At 72.2% G+C, this 18,992-nt stretch carries 19 protein-coding genes; 7 read left to right on the forward strand and 12 right to left on the reverse strand.

The features are described from left to right. The coding region (locus AB8A24_RS40380; protein WP_369478992.1) for a class I adenylate-forming enzyme family protein at positions 1–1,159 on the forward strand (1,159 nt) is incomplete at its 5' end. A 68-nt stretch (positions 1,160–1,227) separates the two neighbouring features. After that, positions 1,228–1,833 (forward strand): TetR/AcrR family transcriptional regulator, encoded by a 606-nt coding sequence (locus tag AB8A24_RS40385; RefSeq protein ID WP_369478993.1) that lies wholly within the window; start codon positions 1,228–1,230, stop codon positions 1,831–1,833. 55 nt (positions 1,834–1,888) lie between these two features. On the opposite strand, the gene AB8A24_RS40390 is transcribed toward AB8A24_RS40385, so the two are convergent. From AB8A24_RS40390 to AB8A24_RS40430, 9 genes are all read right to left on the reverse strand, one after another. Further along, entirely contained in the window at positions 1,889–2,146 is a 258-nt protein-coding gene (locus AB8A24_RS40390; protein ID WP_369478994.1) for a hypothetical protein, read from the reverse strand. A 76-nt stretch (positions 2,147–2,222) separates the two neighbouring features. After that, positions 2,223–3,422 (reverse strand): S8 family serine peptidase, encoded by a 1,200-nt coding sequence (locus AB8A24_RS40395; protein WP_369478995.1) that lies wholly within the window; start codon positions 3,420–3,422, stop codon positions 2,223–2,225. Positions 3,423–3,611: 189 nt separating this feature from the next. Then, complete coding sequence (locus tag AB8A24_RS40400; protein ID WP_369478996.1) at positions 3,612–4,844, reverse strand: acyl-CoA dehydrogenase family protein; 1,233 nt, start codon at positions 4,842–4,844, stop codon at positions 3,612–3,614. 11 nt (positions 4,845–4,855) lie between these two features. Beyond that, positions 4,856–5,914 (reverse strand): phosphotransferase family protein, encoded by a 1,059-nt coding sequence (locus tag AB8A24_RS40405; protein WP_369478997.1) that lies wholly within the window; start codon positions 5,912–5,914, stop codon positions 4,856–4,858. A gap of 115 nt (positions 5,915–6,029) precedes the next feature. Further along, positions 6,030–6,941: an MBL fold metallo-hydrolase gene (locus AB8A24_RS40410; RefSeq protein ID WP_369478998.1), complete on the reverse strand. Its 912-nt coding sequence runs from the start codon at positions 6,939–6,941 to the stop codon at positions 6,030–6,032. A 78-nt stretch (positions 6,942–7,019) separates the two neighbouring features. Then, positions 7,020–7,316 carry a hypothetical protein gene (locus tag AB8A24_RS40415; protein ID WP_030010404.1) on the reverse strand — a complete coding sequence of 99 codons (297 nt, stop codon included), beginning with the start codon at positions 7,314–7,316 and terminating at the stop codon, positions 7,020–7,022. A gap of 138 nt (positions 7,317–7,454) precedes the next feature. Beyond that, positions 7,455–7,772: a DUF202 domain-containing protein gene (locus AB8A24_RS40420; RefSeq protein ID WP_030723274.1), complete on the reverse strand. Its 318-nt coding sequence runs from the start codon at positions 7,770–7,772 to the stop codon at positions 7,455–7,457. Next, positions 7,769–8,167 carry a YidH family protein gene (locus tag AB8A24_RS40425; protein ID WP_266389704.1) on the reverse strand — a complete coding sequence of 133 codons (399 nt, stop codon included), beginning with the start codon at positions 8,165–8,167 and terminating at the stop codon, positions 7,769–7,771. Before AB8A24_RS40425 ends, AB8A24_RS40420 begins: the two co-directional genes overlap by 4 nt. Positions 8,168–8,176: 9 nt before the next feature. Continuing rightward, positions 8,177–8,698: an NUDIX hydrolase gene (locus AB8A24_RS40430; protein ID WP_369478999.1), complete on the reverse strand. Its 522-nt coding sequence runs from the start codon at positions 8,696–8,698 to the stop codon at positions 8,177–8,179. An 85-nt stretch (positions 8,699–8,783) separates the two neighbouring features. Between AB8A24_RS40430 and AB8A24_RS40435 the strand changes: the two genes are divergently transcribed. Beyond that, on the forward strand, positions 8,784–10,439 hold the full coding sequence (locus AB8A24_RS40435) for an FAD-binding dehydrogenase (protein WP_369479000.1): 1,656 nt from the start codon (positions 8,784–8,786) through the stop codon (positions 10,437–10,439). Between the two features lie 47 nt (positions 10,440–10,486). Here the strand turns inward: AB8A24_RS40435 and AB8A24_RS40440 are convergent, their stop codons facing one another. Continuing rightward, positions 10,487–10,912, reverse strand: a complete 426-nt coding sequence (locus AB8A24_RS40440) for an ASCH domain-containing protein (protein WP_328963953.1) — start codon at positions 10,910–10,912, stop codon at positions 10,487–10,489. Positions 10,913–11,178: 266 nt separating this feature from the next. On the opposite strand from AB8A24_RS40440, the gene AB8A24_RS40445 reads away from it, so the two are divergent. From AB8A24_RS40445 to AB8A24_RS40455, 3 genes are all read left to right on the forward strand, one after another. After that, entirely contained in the window at positions 11,179–12,126 is a 948-nt protein-coding gene (locus tag AB8A24_RS40445; RefSeq protein WP_328963954.1) for a hypothetical protein, read from the forward strand. An 82-nt stretch (positions 12,127–12,208) separates the two neighbouring features. After that, complete coding sequence (locus tag AB8A24_RS40450) at positions 12,209–13,780, forward strand: APC family permease (protein ID WP_328963955.1); 1,572 nt, start codon at positions 12,209–12,211, stop codon at positions 13,778–13,780. Positions 13,781–13,991: 211 nt separating this feature from the next. Continuing rightward, complete coding sequence (locus AB8A24_RS40455; protein ID WP_328963956.1) at positions 13,992–15,440, forward strand: amino acid permease; 1,449 nt, start codon at positions 13,992–13,994, stop codon at positions 15,438–15,440. A gap of 109 nt (positions 15,441–15,549) precedes the next feature. Here AB8A24_RS40455 and AB8A24_RS40460 read toward each other — a convergent pair whose 3' ends face one another. Together AB8A24_RS40460 and AB8A24_RS40465 are read right to left on the reverse strand one after the other, a co-directional pair. Next, entirely contained in the window at positions 15,550–17,313 is a 1,764-nt protein-coding gene (locus tag AB8A24_RS40460) for a SpoIIE family protein phosphatase (RefSeq protein ID WP_328963957.1), read from the reverse strand. A 105-nt stretch (positions 17,314–17,418) separates the two neighbouring features. Further along, the gene (locus tag AB8A24_RS40465; protein WP_328963958.1) at positions 17,419–17,802 is read right to left on the reverse strand and encodes a hypothetical protein; all 384 of its coding nucleotides are present in this window, start codon (positions 17,800–17,802) and stop codon (positions 17,419–17,421) included. 122 nt (positions 17,803–17,924) lie between these two features. Here AB8A24_RS40465 and sigJ point away from each other — a divergent pair, with 122 nt between their 5' ends. Next, a complete protein-coding gene (sigJ, locus tag AB8A24_RS40470) occupies positions 17,925–18,875 on the forward strand; it encodes an RNA polymerase sigma factor SigJ (RefSeq protein ID WP_328963959.1) in 951 nt (316 codons plus the stop codon). Positions 18,876–18,992: the final 117 nt, after the last annotated feature.

An 18,992-nucleotide genomic window follows, 5' to 3' on the forward strand; every position in this document is an offset into this window, starting at 1 on the left:
CGCCCCGGGCCCCGGCGGTGCCCCCGCCGGGCCCCCCGTCGCCGACCCCCTCACCGTGGCCCGCGGCAAGCGCCCCGCGCCGCACGGCCCGCCCCTCACCGCCACCGACACCGCCCTCATCAGCTATACCTCCGGCACCAGCGGCACCCCCAAGGGAGCGATGAACCCGCACGGCGCGCTGACCTACAACGCCGTCCGGCAGGTCACCTCCCACCCCCTGCCCGAGGGCGCCACGTACTTCGCCCTCGCGCCCCTCTTCCACATCACCGGCATGGTCTGCGAACTCGCCGCCTGCTTCGCCAACGCCGGCACCCTCGTCCTCGCCCACCGCTTCGACGCCGGCGCCGTCCTCGACGCCTTCCTCGAACACCGCCCGGCCTACACCGTCGGCCCGGCCACCGCGTTCATGGCCCTCGCCGCCCACCCCGGGGTCACCGCGGACCACTTCGCCTCGTTCCAGGTGATCTCCTCCGGCGGCGCCCCGCTCCCGCCCGCGCTCGTCGAGCGCCTGCGCACCGCCTTCGGCTTCTACCTCCGCAACGGCTACGGCCTCACCGAGTGCACCGCCCCCTGCGCCAGCGTGCCCGTGCACCTCGAAGCCCCCGTCGACCCCGCCTCCGGCACCCTCTCCGTGGGCCTGCCCGGCGCCGACACCGTGGTCCGCATCCTCGACGAGCGGGGAGCCGAGGTGCCCTTCGGCGAGACCGGCGAGATAGCCGTCCGCGGGCCCCAGGTGGTACCGGGCTACTGGGGTCTGCCCGCGGAGTCCGCCAAGGCCTTCCCCGGCGGCGAACTGCGCACCGGCGACGTCGGATTCATGGACCCCGACGGCTGGCTCTACGTCGTCGACCGCAAGAAGGACATGATCAACGCCTCCGGCTTCAAGGTCTGGCCGCGGGAGGTCGAGGACGTGCTCTACACCCACCCCGCCGTCCGTGAGGCCGCGGTGGTCGGCGTCCCCGACGTGTACCGAGGGGAGAGCGTGAAGGCGTACGTGAGCCTGCGCCCCGGCACCTCGGTGGAGCCGGCGGAGCTCGCCGCCTACTGCGCCGAGCGCATCGCCGCGTACAAATACCCGCGCCAGGTCGAGATCCTGCCTGTTCTTCCGAAGACGACCAGTGGCAAGATCCTGCGACGGGAACTGCGCGATCGCGGCTGAAAACAGTCGGACGGTCGTACAGCTGGTCGCAGTGACCAGGCAGGAACGAGGAAGGGAAGGTCAGCGCCATGGCGGCACGGACCACGGAACCCGCAGGCACGCACGAGGCCCCGGTACCGCAGCGGCTGCTGGCCGTCGCCACCCGGCTCTTCGCCGAGCGCGGCTACGACCGCACCTCGGTCCAGGAGATCGTCGAGGCGGCCGGTGTCACGAAGGGCGCGCTCTACCACTACTTCGGGTCCAAGGACGACCTGCTGCACGAGGTGTACGCGCGGATGCTGCGGCTCCAGCAGCAGCGCCTGGACGCGGTGGCCGATTCCGACGCGCCCGTCGAGGAGCGGCTGCACGCCGCGGCCGCCGACGTGGTCGTCACGACCATCGAGAACCTCGACGACGCGATGATCTTCTTCCGGTCGATGCACCAGCTCAGCCCGGAGAAGTCCAAGCAGGTGCGGGCGGAGCGCCGGCGCTACCACGAGCGCTTCCGGGCGCTGGTCGAGGAGGGCCAGCGGACGGGTGTGTTCTCCGACGCCACCCCCGCCGACCTGGTGGTGGACTACCACTTCGGTTCCGTCCACCACCTGTCCACCTGGTACCGCGCGGACGGTCCGCTCACGCCGCAGCAGGTCGCCGATCACCTCGCCGACCTCCTGCTGCGCGCCCTGCGTCCATAGCGTCCACCGGGCCGTCGGGCGACCGGGCGACCGGGCGACCCGGCCCGCAGGGCCCCTAGTACGTGATCTCCTCGCCGCCGGAGTTCCAGACCCGGGCGTAGCCCGGTTCGCTGCCCGGCACCCAGTTCGGCTCCAGGATCGACAGCCGCCCCGGTTCGTGGCAGAACACCGGAGCGAACTGCGGGCCCGGAGAGAAGTCCGGCCACGCGACGAGGAGGTGGTCCCCCGGATCGAGGACCACCTCCCAGGCGAGCGGTTCGAACCACACGCTCAACGGTTCGGGCCCGTCCGCGGCCACCTTGAAATGGATCATGGCCTGGAGCGTACGGGGCCGTTCCCGCCCACCGGGCCCGGGGGTCCGCCCGCCGGCGGACCCCCGGGCCCGTCGACTACTCGGCCACCTTCAGCAGCTTGTTCGCCGTGCCCGCGGACGGGTTGGTGACCGCACCGGACGTGGCCGCCCCCGTCAGCGCCGCGGCCGTCTGCGCCGGAGTCGCGGACGGGTGCCCCGCCAGGTAGACCGCCGCCGCGCCGGCCGCGTGCGGGGCCGCCATGGAGGTGCCGGAGATGGTCTTCGTCCCCGTGTCGCTGTCGTTCCAGGTGGACGTGATGTCCGAGCCCGGCGCGTACAGGTCCACCACGGAGCCGAAGTTCGAGAACGAGGACTGCTCGTCGTCGATCGTGCTCGACGCCACCGTGATCGCCTCGGTGACCCGGGACGGCGAGCCCTGACCGGCGTCGGCCGACTCGTTGCCCGCCGCGACGGTGAAGGTGACACCCGAGGCGACGGCCCGGCGCACCGCCTCGTCGAGGGCCTCGTCGGCGCCGCCGCCCAGGCTCATGTTGGCCACCGAGGCGCCCTTGTGGTTCTGCGTGACCCAGTCGATGCCCGCGACCACCTGCTCGGTGGTGCCGGAGCCGTTGTCGTCCAGCACCCGCACCGCGACGACCTTCGCCTTCTTGGCGACGCCGTGCGAGGTGCCCGCGATGGTGCCGGCCACGTGCGTGCCGTGGCCGTTGCCGTCGTCGGCGCTGTCGTCGTTGTCCACCGCGTCGAAGCCCGACGTCGCACGGCCGCCGAAGTCCTTGTGGGTGGTGCGCACGCCGGTGTCGATGACATACGCCGTCACGCCCTCGCCGCCACCGTCGGGGTAGGTGTACTTCTTGTCCCCCGCCTGAGCGGTCTGGTCGATCCGGTCCAACCCCCAGGAGGGCGGGTTGGTCTGGGTGGCGTTGATGGTGAACTTCTTGTTCTGCACGACCTTGCCGACGGCCGGGTCCGCGGCGAGCCGCTTCGCCTCCGTCTCGCTGAGACCCGCGGCCGAGAAGCCGTTGACCCCGGAGCCGTAGGAGCGCTTCAGCTCGCCCCCGTACTTGCGGGCGAGCTGTTCCTTGTTCGCGGATGCGTCGAGTATGACGACGTAACTTCCGCTGATGGCGCCGGGTGCGCCGAGGCCGTACACCGTGCCTTCGGCCGGGGTCGCCGCTCCCGCGAGGGGGGTGGCGAGCAGGGCCACGGCAGCCGCTGTGGCCGCTCCGGTACCGACCGCCGCGTACCGGAAACGGCGCGAGCGCTTGTGAGTTGCCATCTGGAGGGTTCTCCTCGTGTTGACGTTGGGGGCGTCAGACCTTCTGGAGAACCCTCTTCCGATTGACAGGCGCAAATCAAGAACGCTTTGGGGTTACGGGGTTGTTCAACAAGGTTTCTTAAAGGGACCCCCGCACCGCCTTCACCTCGCACACGAGTTCATACGAACTCTCGCACGATTTCCACACGTTCACGGGCGACCGGCCGCATACCCCTTCAACTCCCGCCGCGCCAACGACCGCTGGTGCACCTCGTCCGGCCCGTCGGCCAGTCGCAAGGTCCGCGCCGCCGCCCACAGTTCGGCCAACGGGAAGTCCTGGCTCACCCCGCCCGCGCCGTGCAACTGCACCGCGTCGTCCAGGATCCGCACCACCGCCCGCGGGGTCGCGATCTTGATGGCCTGGATCTCGGTGTGCGCACCCCGGTTGCCGACGGTGTCCATCAGCCAGGCCGTCTTCAGCACCAGCAGCCGCAGCTGCTCCACCGTCACCCGGGCGTCGGCGATCCAGTTCTGTACGACGCCCTGGGCGGCCAGCGGCTTGCCGAAGGCGGTACGTTCCACCGCGCGTCGGCACATCAGCTCGATGGCCCGCTCCGCCATACCGATCAGCCGCATGCAGTGGTGGATGCGGCCCGGACCGAGCCGCGCCTGGGCGATGGCGAAGCCGGTGCCCTCCTCGCCGATCAGGTTCGCCGCCGGGACCCGGGCCCCGTCGAAGACCACCTCGGCGTGGCCGCCGTGGTCGTGGTCCTCGTACCCGTACACCGTCATCGCCCGGCGCACCTCGACCCCGGGGGTGTCGCGCGGCACCAGGATCATCGACTGCTGACGGCGCGGATCGGCGCCCTCCGGGTCGGTCTTGCCCATCACGATGAAGATCTTGCAGTCAGGGTTCATCGCCCCGGAGATGAACCACTTGCGGCCGGTGACCACGTACTCGTCGCCGTCCGCCGAGCGCTCGATCCGCGTCTCGACGTTCGTGGCGTCCGAGGAGGCCACCTCGGGCTCGGTCATCGCGAAGGCGGAGCGGATCTCCCCGGCCAGCAGCGGTTCCAGCCACTGCTTCTTCTGCTCCTCGTTCCCGAACTGGGCGAGGAGCTCCATGTTCCCGGTGTCCGGGGCCGCGCAGTTGGTGGCCATCGGCGCCAGGTGCGGGCTGCGGCCGGTGATCTCGGCGAGCGGCGCGTACTGGAGGTTGGTCAGCCCCGCGCCGTGCTCCGCGTCCGGCAAGAAGAGGTTCCACAGGCCCTGGCGGCGCGCCTCGGCCTTCAGTTCACCGAAGACGGCGGGGGCGTCCCAGGGCGAGGCCAGCCGTGCGCGCTGCTCGGCGGCGACGGGCTCCGCCGGGTAGACGTACTCCTCCATGAACGCGAGCAGCCGCTCGCGGAGTTCCTCGGTCCGGGCGTCGAATGCGAAATCCATGGGTGAGTGCCTCAGCCTTCCTGGCGGTCCTGGCGGTCCTGGAGAGTGGTCAGTCCGTGCTCGATGAAGACCGGGACCAGCTCGCCGATCCGGTCGAATCCCGCCCCGACGGTCTGCCCCAGCGTGTAGCGGTAGTGGATGCCCTCGAGGATCACGGCGAGCTTGAACCAGGCGAAGGCCGTGTACCAGGCGATGGCCCCGGTGTCCCGGCCCGAGCGCGCGGCGTACCGCTCGACGAGCTCGGCCGGCGTCGGATGGCCCGGCGCCCCGCTCGTCGTGCTGACCGGCGACCCGGTCAGGCCCAGGTCCGAGCTGTACATCACCAGGAGGCCGAGGTCGGTCAGCGGATCCCCGAGCGTGGACATCTCCCAGTCCAGCACCGCCCGGACGGTGTCGGTGCCGGACGGGGATCCGCCGATCAGGACGTTGTCGAGCCGGAAGTCCCCGTGCACCACGGTCGGGGCGGGGGAGACGGGCAGCCTGCGTCCGAGCGCGCCGTGCAGCTCGTCGATCCCGGCGAGCTCCCGGCCCCGGGAGGCCGCGAGCTGCTTGCCCCAGCGGCGCAGCTGCCGGTCCAGGAAGCCCTCGGGCCGGCCGAAGTCACCCAGCCCCACCGCCTCGGGGTCCACCGCGTGGAGGTCCACCAGGGTGTCCACCAGGCCCAGCACCGCCCGCCGGGTCCGCTCCGGGCCGATCGCGGCGAGCTGCTCGGCCGTCCGGTACGGCACCCCGTCCACGAACTCCATGACGTAGAACGGCGCCCCGAGCACGGCCTCGTCCTCGCACAGGAGCACCGGCTCGGGCACCGGCACGGCGGTGCCGTGCAGTGCCTCGATGACCCGGTGCTCGCGCCGCATGTCGTGCGCGGTGGCCAGTACGTGGCCCAGCGGCGGCCGCCGGACCACCCAGCGGGCGGTGCCGTCGGTGATCTCGTAGGTGAGATTGGACCGGCCGCCCTCGATGAGCCGGCCGCGCAGCGGGCCGGTCACGAGTCCCGGCCGGGCCCGGTCGAGATGACCGCGCAGCCGCTCCAGATCCAGGCCGCGTGGGTCGGCCGGGGCTGAGGTCATGGTGCGCACCTCCGTGCGAGTCGACGCGCCGTCGCGAGCCATCATGCCGACCAGTCGGTATGTCGTCCAGAGTGCGGGCGGAAAGAAACTCTCCGCCCGGCGACATCCGCCGGTGTCAGGCGTGACAGAGGATCGGTGTTCCGCCGTTCATCACGGTCATGTCCGTCAGGACCGCCAGGATGTCCAGCGGCGCGCCCTCCGGCCGGCCGGCCAGTTCCGCGTACGCCCGGTGCACGTTCGCCACCAGTCGCTCGCTCTCCCGCCAGGTGCCGAACTCGCCGAGATCGGCCTGCTGGGCCACCTCCAGCGGGGACAGCCCCTTCGCCCGACCCTCCCGGGCGAGCTCGTCCACGTACCGCAGGTAGCGCTCGGTGGCGTCGTAGGCGGAGGGGTCGGTCAGGGGTCCGTGGCCCGGTACGACGGTCTCCGCGTCCAGCGACCGCAGCAGCTCCAGCGCCCGCAGCGAGCCGGCGAGGGAGCCCATCGCGAGGAACGGGGTCCCCCCGGCGAAGATCAGGTCGCCGGTGAACACCACCCGCTGCTCGGGCAGCCACACGACCGAGTCGCCGGTGGTGTGCGCGACGCCCGGGTGGATGACCCGCACCTGCGTATCACCGACGTGCACGGTCGCCCGGTCGCTGTAGGTGAGATCCGGCGGGACGATGTCGATCGCGCCGAAGTCCGTGGCCGGCCAGATCAGCTCCAGCTGGTGCCCGGCCGCGAGCTGTTCGGACCGTGCGTGGTCGTGCCCGAGGATCAACGCCTCGGGGGTGAAGACCCCGTTGCCGTACGTGTGGTCGCCGTGGTGGTGAGTGTTGACCACGGTGCGGGGGAGCGGCACCCCGGCCGCCACGACCGCGGCGCGCAGGGCGAGGGCACGCCGCTCGGTGGCGGCGGTGTCGACGAGCAGGGTCCGGCCCCCGTCGGTCACGAATCCGGCGTTGTTGAGGCACCAGCCGCCGTCCGGCTGGACGTAGGCGTACACCCCCGGCGCGGGCTGGACGAGGTACGGCTCTTCGACGGACATCTGCGCTCTCCCCGGGTCGCTGTGACGAACGGTCGGCATCCTGCCGGCCGTCGCCGCCCCGGGGGAGGGCGGGTCCGGTCAGTGGTCGTCGTAGTGTCCGTCGTGCTCCGCGTGCCGGTGCCCGTCGTGCAGGTAGTCCACGTGATCGCCGTGCCGGACGGTCTCGTGTCCGCAGTCCGCGCCGTGCGCGTGCGCGTGGCCGTCGTGCGTGGTGTGCCCGCTGGGCTCGCACTCGTCCCAGTGCCCCGAGTGCTCGCGGTGCAGATGGCCGTCGTGGGCGTAGTCGACGTGGTCGCCGTGGGAGACCGCCTGGTGCCCGCAGTCCGCGCCGTGCGTGTGCTGGTGCGTGGGGTGCTCGTGGTGCAGGGTCGTCATGGCGCAGAGATTAGTGCGCATTGTCGGATATCGCCCGTTCTGTCGCAGTGGCGTGGCGAAGCGCGATCATCACACCGGCCGGCGGCCCACAGGATCGGCCCAAGGGATCGGCCCACAGGATCGGCCCACGGGATCGGCTCAGAGGATCACCGTCACCGCGAAGACCGCCAGCGCCACCGTGCACGCCACCACCGCCAGGGCCGCCCGCGGCGCGAGCTGCCGTGGCCGGCCGGCCGCCAGCGCCCGGATCCGCCGGTGGGCCACCCACAGGAACGCCAGCCAGATCAGCGCGATGGCCGCCGCCCCGGCCAGCTCCAGCGGCGCGCCCGACCCGCGCAACGCCTGCCGCAGCGCCAGCACCGCCACCACCGAGGAGGCCAGCGTCGTACGCCGCCACGCGAGCCGGGTCCGCTCGGGCTGGAGCCCCGCGTCGCGGTCCGTGCCCGAGGTGCTCACCGCCCGGACGTCCAGCCCAGCAGCACGACCACCACCATCGCCACCGCCACCAGCCCCACGCCCAGGCTCAGCAGCACCGGGAAGCGCGACAGCGGCAGGTCCTCGCCCCGCCGCATCGCCCGCTCGCACCGCACCCAGTGGTTCACCGCCCGCAGCGCACAGGCCGCACCCACCGCGAGCAGCGTGAGGGCCATCCCGACCCGCACCCCCCAGCGCAGGTCCGGCAGGAACTGGTCGACGGCGAAACCGCCGCCCACCAGGGCCAGCGAGGTCCGGATCCAGGCGAGGAAGGTCCGTTCGTTGGCCAGCGAGAAGCGGTAGTCCGGGGTCTCGCCCTCGTCCCTCAGCCGCGAGGGTGCGAACCAGAGGCGCACGTCCTTGACGAAGTCGATCACCCGACAAATCTACAAGCGGGATTCCCGATGCGCGCGCAGCCGCCGGTACGCCTCCAGGCCGTCCGGCACCCAGGCCCACGCCCCGTCGTCCACCCGCCGGTCCAGCTCCTCCTGCGTGAGGTACGTGTGCCAGTCGACCTCCGAGGCCTGCGGGGCCACGGGCAGCTCGCACCGCACCTCGTACACGGACGACCACCAGGCCCCGCCCGGACCCTCGTACAGGAACGTGAACAGCGGCGTCGGCTGCTCCAGCCCCCGCACCCCCAGCTCCTCCTCGGCCTCGCGCAGCGCGGCCTGTTCGTAGCTCTCGCCGGCGCCCAGCACCCCGCCCACGAACATGTCGTAGTGCGAGGGGAAGACCAGCTTGGAGGCGGTCCGCCGGTGTACGAAGATCCGCCCCTCCGCGTCCCTGGCCTGCACGAACGCACAGCGGTGCAGCAGTCCCCGGGCGTACACCTCGCCCCGCGGGGCCTGCCCGACGACCCGGTCCTCCCGGTCCACCACGTCCAGTACTTCCTCAGCGGCACTCATACAGGTCATCCAACCACCGCTGTTGACTGGTTACCGCTCCGTAGCCAAGGATCTGCCCCACCACCGACGGAGGACGGGTAACCGCATGACGTACGACGCAGACGTGATCGTGATCGGAGCCGGGCTCGCGGGGCTCGTGGCCACCGCCGAGCTCGTCGACGCGGGCCGCAAGGTCATCCTGCTCGATCAGGAGCCGGAGCGGTCCATCGGCGGCCAGGCGCACTGGTCCTTCGGCGGGCTGTTCTTCGTGGACTCACCCGAGCAGCGCCGGATGCGGATCAAGGACAGTCACGCCCTCGCCCTCCAGGACTGGCTGGGCACCGCCGGGTTCGACCGCGAGGAGGACGCCTGGCCACGCCGCTGGGCCGAGGCCTACGTCGACTTCGCGGCCGGCGAGAAGCGCTCCTGGCTGCACGCCCAGGGCGTCCGCTTCTTCCCCGTGGTCGGCTGGGCGGAGCGCGGCGGCTACGACGCCAACGGTCACGGGAACTCCGTCCCCCGCTTCCACATCACCTGGGGCACCGGCCCCGGCCTGGTGGAGCCCTTCGAGCGCCGGGTCCGGGCCGGCGTGGCCCGCGGCCTGGTCCGGTTCGCGTTCCGCCACCGGGTCACCGGGCTGTCGGCCACGGCCGGCGCGGTGGACACCGTGACGGGCGAGATCTTGGAACCCTCCGACGCCGTACGGGGCTCCGCCAGCAGCCGCGAGGTCACCGGGACCTTCTCGCTGCGGGCCCAAGCCGTGATCGTCACCAGCGGCGGGATCGGCGGCAACCACGACCTCGTCCGCGCGCAGTGGCCCGCCCGGCTCGGCACCCCGCCGCAGCGGCTGCTCTCCGGCGTCCCGGCGCACGTCGACGGCCTGATGCTCGGCATCGCGGAGCGGGCGGGCGCCAGCCACATCAACAAGGACCGGATGTGGCACTACACCGAGGGCATCCAGAACTGGGACCCGATCTGGGCCCGGCACGGCATCCGCATCCTGCCCGGCCCCTCCCCGCTGTGGCTGGACGCGACGGGCAAGCGGCTGCCCGTACCGCTCTTCCCGGGCTTCGACACCCTCGGAACCCTCGACCACATCATGAAGACCGGCCACGACCACACCTGGTTCGTGCTCAACGAGCGCATCATCGGCAAGGAGTTCGCCCTCTCCGGCTCCGAGCAGAACCCGGACCTCACGGGGAAGTCGGTCCGTGACGTCTTCACCCGCGCGCGCCAGGCCGTACCGGCCCCGGTCCGGGCCTTCATGGACAACGGGGCCGACTTCGTCGTCGAGCGGGACCTGTCCGCCCTGGTCCGCGGGATGAACGCGGTCACCAAGGAGGACCTCCTCGACGAGGCCACCGTCCGCGGCGAGATCGTGGCCCGCGACCGGGAGATCGCCAACCCCTTCACCAAGGACCTCCAGGTCACCGCCATCCACGGCGCCCGCAGGTACCTCGGCGACAAGCTGATCCGTACCGCCGCCCCGCACCGGATCCTGGACCCCAAGGCCGGGCCGCTGATCGCGGTACGGCTGTCGATCCTGACCCGCAAGTCCCTGGGCGGCCTGGAGACCGACCTCTCCTCGCGCGTCCTGACCGGGTCCGGGGAACCGCTGCCGGGCGTCTACGCGGCGGGCGAGGCGGCCGGATTCGGCGGTGGCGGGGTGCACGGGTACCGGGCCCTGGAGGGCACCTTCCTCGGCGGGTGCATCTTCTCGGGCCGGGCGGCGGGCCGCGCCCCGGCCCGGGCCGTCGGCTGACGGGCCGCCTCCGCGGCCGCCTCCGCCTCCGCCTCCGTGCAGGGGCGTCAGACCAGCCGTTCGGTGACCCGGAACCGTTCCGCGATGACGAGGGTGTCGTCGTCGACCGTGAACCCCGGGTCACCGATCGCCCCGCGCACCGGCTCGCTGTGCCAGAACTCCTCGTGTGCCGTACGCCATTCGGCCACCGACGCGTACCCTTCGCCCTCGTCGAGCGCGTGCTGCAACCCGATGTCACCGAGCCGCAGCACCTCCACGGCGGTCACCTCCACGACCGCCACCCCGCGCTCCGCGGAATCCACCAGCAGGGACCGGGCGCCAGGCTCCGGCAGCGGCTCCTCCTCGGCCTCGTACTCGGCGAGCAGGCCGGTCGTGCTGGTTTTCGCCCCGCTCAGCACGGCCGCGACCAGCTGATCGCGCAACGGGCCGGGGAACCCCAGCAGATAGAGGGGAAGATCATCATATGCGGCCATGCGGCCACCCTACGAGACGGTACGGACAGCCCCCGGAAGTGGGCCGTTCATCCAACTCGCACCACTCTCCCAGCAGTTGAAACCCGCCACGCAGTGGACTGGACCTTGACGCGGAGCTGGGCGTACCGCTTTGCTGTGCGTGATCACCGGCGCGCTCACCGTCGCGATCCCCCTACCCGTCCGGCCGAAGCCCTCGCGCGCGCCACGCGCGAGCCACCGGCCGCCGCCGCCCCTCGTCCACCCGCGTCCTGGAGGGAAACCCGCGGATGTCCCCGCCTCCGCCGCCCCTCGGCCGCGCCCGCAAGCGGGACGCCCAGCTCTTCGACCCGGCCTTGTGCGACGCCGAACTCGTCGACGTACGGTCCCAGTTCACCCAAGGGCGGTGGGCCCGGGCCCGTGCCCTCCTCGTCGGCACCGGCGACGACTGGGACCGCCGCGGCCACCGCGTCGTCGTCCTCGCGCAGACCCCGGCGGCCACCGCCTGGGCCCGCGAGTGGCTGCTCGCCGAACCGGAGAGCGCCGATGCCGCCACCCTCCTCGCCTGCGCCGCCGTCTTCGCCGCCCTGCGTCAGAAGGGCAGCCCGGCCGCGGCCGAGGAGGCCTGCCGCCGGGCCGCCGCCCTGTTCCCGGCGGACCCGACCCCCTGGCTCGGGCTGCTCCTCCTCTCCCGCGGCTTCGGCGGCGAGGAGGAGTTCAGCCGTCACTTCGACCAGGTCCGGGCCCGTCACCGCGAGCACCACCACGCCCACCACCTGATGGTCGCCAAACTGGCCGAGCGCGCCCTCGGCTCCGGCCAGGACCCGCTCCACGAGGTCTACGACTTCGCGTCCTGGGCCGCCGAGGAGTCCCCGGCCGACTCCCCGCTCGCCGTGCTCCCCGTCGTCGCGCACGCCGAGCGGTACCGGGTGCTGGCCGCCACGCACGGACACTCGCCCGAGTCGGTCGCCGCCCACTGGGCGGGCCGCCGCGCCCGCCAGGTGCTGCGCGCCGCCTTCGACTGGTGGCTGGAGTGGGAGCGCGAGGACCACCCCCGCAACCGCGTCGACCTCAACTTCCTCGCCCACGCCAAACTCTGCGAGGGCCGCCCCGCCGAGGCCGCCGCCCTGTTCCACCGCATCGGCAGCCATGCCACCCGCGCCCCCTGGTCCTATCCGGACCGGGACCCGCAGAAGGCCTTCCTCGCCGCCCGCGGGGTCGCACTCGGCACCGCCTGACCGCGCCGCCCGCGTACGCCCCACGGATGCCCCCCCGAGTACCCATCCCCCGAGCACCACGCCCCCCCGAAAGGACGCCGCCATGCCGACGGGCAGATCCTCCACGCTCCAGGACCCGGCCGAGATCCGTACGTACAAGGGCCAGGACCGGGCCCTGCGCGCCGACCGCCTCGGTACCGCCGGTCTGCTCCTGTCCGTGCTCGCCGCCAGCGCGCCCCTGATGGTCGTCGCCGGTGTCATGCCCACGACCTTCGGGGTCATGGGCATCGTCGGCCAGCCCCTGCTCTTCGTCATCCTCGGCGCCGTCCTCGCGCTCTTCAGCGTCGGCTACGCCGAGATGAGCCGCCACGTCCACAACGCCGGCGCCTTCTACGCGTACATCGCCCGCGGCCTCGGCCCCACCGCCGGCGCGGCCGCCTCCCTCGTCGCCCTCGTCGCGTACAGCGCCATGCAGGTCGGCGTCTTCGGCATCCTCGGCTTCGAGATATCCGGCCTCTTCGCCACCTACCTGGACATCGAACTCGCCTGGTGGATACCGGCCCTGCTCGCCGTCGCCGTCACGGGCGCACTCGGCTGGCTCAAGATCGACCTCAACGCCAAGGTCCTCGGGGTCCTCCTCCTCGTCGAGTGCGTCCTCGTCGTCGTCTTCGACGTCGCCGCCCTCGGCAAGCCGGCCGCCGAAGGCCTCTCGCTCCACGCCTTCAACCCCGAGACCCTCGGCGGAGCCGGCTTCGGCACCGCCCTCTGCTTCTGCATCGCCGCCTTCGTCGGCTTCGAGCAGTCCCCGGTCTACGCCGAGGAGACCAGCAAGCCGCACATCGTCGTCTCCCGCGTGATGTTCCTCGCCGTCGGCTTCGTCGCCCTCTTCTTCGCTTTCAGTGCCTGGGCCCTCACCGTCGCCACCGGCCCCTCCGAGGTCGTCAAGACCTCCGCCGAGGCCGGCCCCACCCTGCTCTTCCAGCTCACCGAGAGCCGCCTCGGCACCACCTTCACCGACGTCCTGCACGTCCTCTTCGTGACCGGCATGTTCGCGGCCATGCTGAGCTTCCACAACGTGGTCGCCCGCTACGCCTTCGCCATGGGCCGCGAGGGGCTGCTCCCGGCCACCTTCGGGCGCACCAACGCCGGCACCGGCGCCCCCGCCACCGGCTCCCTGCTGCAGACCGGCGTCGCCGCCCTGGTCGTGATCGCCTTCGCGCTCACCGAGGACAAGGCACCCGCCGACCCCACCCTCGCGGTGCAGCCGCCCGACCCCACCACCCCCGTCCTGCACCTGTTCACCTGGATGGGCAGCGTCGGCGCCCTCGGCGTGACCCTTCTCATGGCCGCCGCCTCCTTCGCCGTCATCGCCTTCTTCGTCCGCCGCGGCACCGCCGGCGCCCAGGTCTGGCGCCTCGTCGCGGCCGGCACCGCCGGTCTCGCCCTGCTCGCCATCGCCGTCTACACCGTCAAGGACTTCGGCGTCCTGGTCGGCGCCGAGAAGGGCTCCGCGCTCAGCTGGGTGCTGCCCGGCATCATCGGCGCCGCCGTCGTGATCGGCCTGGCCTACGGAGCCGTGCTGCGCCGCAGCCGCCCCGAGACGCACGCCCGTATCGGCCTCGGGAACGAGGCCTTCCGCCTCGACCAGGCGGCAGAGGACACCCCGGGTACCTGACCTCGGTTTCCACCCCGTACGAAGCCCCCGACACCTGTTTCCATGGTCGTCGGGGGCTTCCGCGTGCAGGGGGTGCTTTTGGAGGGGAGTGGAGCCTCATGGTCTCCTGTTGCGACCAAACCACCCGGATCACAGCACAGGGGACACCACCCAGCTCCCCTGCGCGGCGGTCCGGGCCTGCCTTGTCCCATCCACGAAGGCGAAGTCCCACATGAGTGACCTGAGTGACCGCACCTTGACCGAGGCACCCGCCCCGGCGCCGACCCGCCATGTCGACGCCGGTGACGAGGGCTACAGCAAGGACCTCAAGTCCCGCCACATCAACATGATCGCGATCGGCGGGGCCATAGGCACCGGCCTCTTCCTCGGCGCGGGCGGCCGCCTCGCCGGCGCCGGCCCCTCCCTCGCGATCGCCTACGCGGTCTGCGGAGTCTTCGCCTTCTTCGTCGTCCGGGCACTCGGCGAGCTCGTCCTCTACCGCCCCTCCTCCGGAGCCTTCGTCTCCTACGCCCGTGAGTTCATGGGGGAGAAGGGCGCCTACACGGCCGGCTGGCTGTACTTCCTGAACTGGTCCACGACCACCGTCGCCGACATCACGGCCGCCGCGACCTACGCCCACTTCTGGTCGCTGTTCACCGACGTCCCCCAGTGGGTCCTCGCCTTCATCGCCCTCGCCATCGTGCTCACCGCCAACCTGATCTCGGTGAAGTACTTCGGCGAGATGGAGTTCTGGTTCTCGCTCGTCAAGGTCGCCGCCCTCGTCGTCTTCCTGATCGTCGGCATCTGGCTCGTCGCCACCAGCCACGACATCGGCGGCACCACCCCCGGCCTCGCCAACATCACCGACAACGGCGGCCTCTTCCCCTCCGGCGTCCTCCCGATGCTCCTGGTGATCCAGGGCGTCGTCTTCGCGTACGCCTCCGTCGAGCTCTGCGGCGTCGCCGCCGGCGAGACCGAGAACCCCGAGAAGATCATGCCGAAGGCGATCAACTCGATCATGTGGCGCGTGGGCCTCTTCTACGTCGGCTCCGTCGTCCTCCTCGCCCTCCTCCTGCCCTACACGGCCTACAGCTCCGACCAGAGCCCCTTCGTCACCGTCTTCGACAAGCTCGGCGTCCCCGGCGCCGCGGGCGTCATGAACCTCGTCGTCCTGACGGCCGCCCTCTCCAGCCTGAACTCCGGCCTCTACTCCACCGGCCGCATCCTGCGCTCGATGTCCCTGTCCGGCTCAGCCCCGAAGTTCACCGGCGTCATGAACAAGGGCAAGGTCCCCTACGGCGGCGTCCTGTTCACCGCCGCGTTCGGCCTCGCGGGCGTCGGGCTGAACGCCTTCATGCCCAAGGACGCCTTCGAGCTCGTCCTGAACTTCGCCTCGCTGGGCATCCTCGGCACCTGGGCGATGGTCATGATCTGCTCGCTGTTCTTCTGGCGCCGCGCCCAGCAGGGCCTCGTGGAGCGCCCCTCCTACCGCCTGCCCTGGGCCCCGTACACGCAGATCGTCACCCTGGTCTTCCTGCTCACCGTGCTGGTGCTGATGTGGTGCGACGGCGGCGTCGGCCGCACCACGGTCCTGTTCGTCCCGGTCATCGGCGCCGCCTTGGTCGGCGGCTGGTACCTGGTCCGCGGCCGCGTGGCCGAACTCGCCACCGCCCGCCGCTGATCCCACGACCGCCCTACGAGGCCCCCCGCGCCGGACACCGTTCCGCGCGGGGGGCCTCGAACCGTTCCGCCCCGGCAGCCCCCACCGCGGTCCCGTCACGGCAGACCCGTCACCGGCGCCCCGCGGTACGGGCGGCGAGGACCGTGACGTCGTCCTCGGCGTCGGTGACCCCCAGCACCGCCAGCACGGTGTCGATGACCTCGTCCAAGGCCCGATCCACCGGCAGCGGGATGCCCGTGAGCCGGCGCAGCGAGGCGTCGATGTCCTCGCCCCGGCGTTCCACCAGTCCGTCGGTGAACAGCATCAGGACGCAACCCGGCCTGAGCGCGAAGGACGCGGCCTCGTACCGGCCGTAGCCGGTGCCCAGCGGCGGGCCCACCGGGACCGGCGCCAGGAACGGACCCTCCCCGCGGCCGATGACCATGGCGGGCAGATGCCCGGCGCTCGCGTGCACGCAGGTCCCGGCGGCGTGGTCGACCAGGACGAGCAGACAGGTCGCGACCCGGTCCAGACCGCCGGCGAAGACCACCTGGTCCGCCTCGGACAGGAGGTCCGCCGGCGGATGCCCGGACGCGGCCAGCGCGCGGATGAGGGAGCGGTAGTGGCTCATGGCGACCGCCGCCTCCACCCCGTGGCCCATCACGTCGCCCATCACCAGCAGCGTCCGACCGCCGGGCAGCGCCAGGCAGTCGAACCAGTCCCCGCCCACCAGCACACCCGTTCCGGACGGCAGGTAGCGGGAGGCCACTTCGAGATCATCGTGCGGCAAGGTGGGCTCCGACAGCAGCGCCTGCTGCAGTTCGAGGGCCATCCCCTGCTCCCGGGCGAACCGTTCCGCCTTGGCCAGGCCGGCGGCCGCCCGCTCCGCCAGGGTCCGGGCCACGACGACGTCCTCGCGCCCGAAGGCCGGCGAATCCCCGGCCCGCACCAGGGTGAGCGTGCCGATCGGACGGTCCTGGGCGATCAGGGGGACCACGACCCCCGAGTGGATCCCCGCCTCCCGGTACGCGGCGACCCGGTCCGCGCTCGGCGCCGCCCGGCCGAAGGCCTCGTCGGAGGAGAAGTTCCCCAGCCACGGCTCGCCGCTCTCCAGACACTGCCGGACCGCCGATCCGGGCTGGTAGCGCAGGTACTCCCCGGCCGCGCCGAGCGCCCGGACCCGCGCCGAAAGCTCCGGTACCGAGGTCACCGCGACCCGCCGCAGCCGCAGCGACCCGCCGGCGGGCAGCCTCTCGTCCGGCCCGTCCCGCGGGATGAGCTCCACGCTCGCGGCATCGGCCAGCCCGGGCACCAGGAACTCGGTCAGCTCACGACACGTGGTGTCCACATCGAGGGTGGTGCCGACCCGCACCGCGGCCGTGTCCAGCAGGAGCAGGCGCCGGTTGGTGCGCGACAGCTCCCGCTGCCGCTCCCTGGGGGCGCTGACCTCCAGCCCGATCCCCACCAGCCCCAGCACCCGCCCGTCCTCCTCCAGCCGGTGGTAGGTCCCCCGCCACACCCGTGACTCGTACGGGGAATCGGCCAGGGTGCGGCCCTCCAGGACCAACTCCCGAGGGCGCCCGTCCCGCAGCACCGCGTGGAGCACCTCGTCGGGACGCTCGACGTCCGGCAGCGCCTCGTTCAGCGTCCGCCCCAGCAGCGCCTCGGCGGGCAGGCCGTTCATCACGGCCATGTGCGGGCTGACGTACAGATAGCGCAGGTCGGTGTCGAGCAGGGCGATCCCCGCCCGGGCCCCGTCGACGACCTGCCGCAGCAGCCGGTACTCGCGCACCAGCCGGTCCACATCGGACGGATCGCCCGCCAGGGCGGCGGCGACCACCTCGTCCGCGTCCTCGCCGAACAGCGGACGCGGGCCGGCACCCTCAGCCCACATCACGGGACCTCCCTCGGCCGGTCTGCCCCTCCGATGTGGTCCCAACATAACAACAGGGCAGGTCAGAGCGATATCGCGTCGCTCTGGCCTGCCCTGTTGCCCTGATCAGGACCGGTGGGCCGACGGCCTGCGGCTCAGTGCCAGCAGACTCAGGGCAAACATCAGGACACCCAGGGGGACATGGACCGACGGCACGCGCGCGATGCCCAGGACCACCTGCACCGAGGCGAGCACCAGGAAGCCCGACGAGTACAGGATGGGCCGGGGCGATCCGCCGCCCGGCCGCCACGCCAGGACCGCGGCGAGCACGTACAGCATCGTCGCCCCGTACATCACGCGCGCCCCGATGCCGTGCAGCAGCTCCCCGTGGGCCGAGGACAGCAGCACCCCGGCGGTGACCGCTTGGAAGAAGATGCCCAAGGTCTGCAGCCCGACGGCGACCTGCAGGAACGTGAAGGTACGCGGCTTCTCCGTCGTCAGTGTGGCCATGGTGGCGGTCACCTCTTCTGCCTCACGGCGTAGATCGATAAGGTCTCGGTAGTCCGACGACGTGGGCCCGCGAAATGTGAGGCGAGGCGCCGAGGGACGGACCAGGGGGAGCGGTCGTGAGCATGAGTACGTCGTCCACGCGTGGGGGTGGCCGGTCCGATCCGGGCCTGGACGCGATCGTCGGGGAGCGGGGCCACCTCACCAACCTCGCCTACCGGTTGCTCGGTTCGCTGGCCGAGGCCGAGGATGCGGTACAGGAGACCTACGCGCGCTGGTACGCGATGCCGAAGGGCAAGCAGGAGGCCGTCGAGTCTCCCGGCGCCTGGCTGACGACGGTCGCCGGCCGCATCTGCCTGGACCTGCTCGGCTCGGCGCGGGCCCGCCGCGAGCGCTACGTCGGCGAATGGGTCCCCGAGCCGCTGCCCGACCGCGCGGAGTGGATCAGCGGCCCGGCGGGCGGCGGGTCCGGGCCGGTCGACCCGGCCGACCGGGTCACGCTGGACGAGTCGGTCAACATGGCCTTCCTCGTCGTACTGGAGTCGATGACACCGGCCGAACGCGTCGCCTTCGTCCTCCACGACGTCTTCCGCTACCCCTTCGCCGAGATAGCCGAGATCGTGGGCCGCACGCCCGCGGCCTGCCGCCAGCTGGCCACATCGGCCCGCCGACGCGTGAGCGCCGCGCGGGTCCCGACGGCCCCGACGGCCGGACAGGCCCCGCTCGTCCGGGACTTCAAGCAGGCGTGGGAGGCCAGGGACATCAAGGCCCTCGTCGGTCTGCTGGCCCCCGACGCCGCGATGATCGCCGACGGCGGCGGACTGGTCGGCGCCGCCCTGCGCCCGATCGAAGGCAGCGCGCGCATCGCCGAGTACCTGATCCAGATCGCCGACCGGGCTCCCGGACTGAAGCTCTTGGAACGCTCGGTCAACGGCCGGCCCGGCCTGGTCGCCCAGCACACCGGGGTCACCGTCACCGTGGCGGCGTTCGAGCTGAGCGGCGATCGCGTCACCCGCATCTGGGCGGTCCGCAATCCCGAGAAGCTCCGCCCCTGGCTGGAGGACGGCCAGGGCTGAGCGGCCCACCCCGCGCGTCCCCGGTACCGGGCCGGAACCATCGGCTCCACCGGGGACCCCGGGCGCCACCCGGCGCGGGAAACGAAAGAGCCGGTCGGAGCGACTTCACGTCGCTCC

Source organism: Streptomyces sp. BF23-19, from assembly GCF_041106355.1.
GTDB lineage: Bacteria > Actinomycetota > Actinomycetes > Streptomycetales > Streptomycetaceae > Streptomyces > Streptomyces virginiae_A.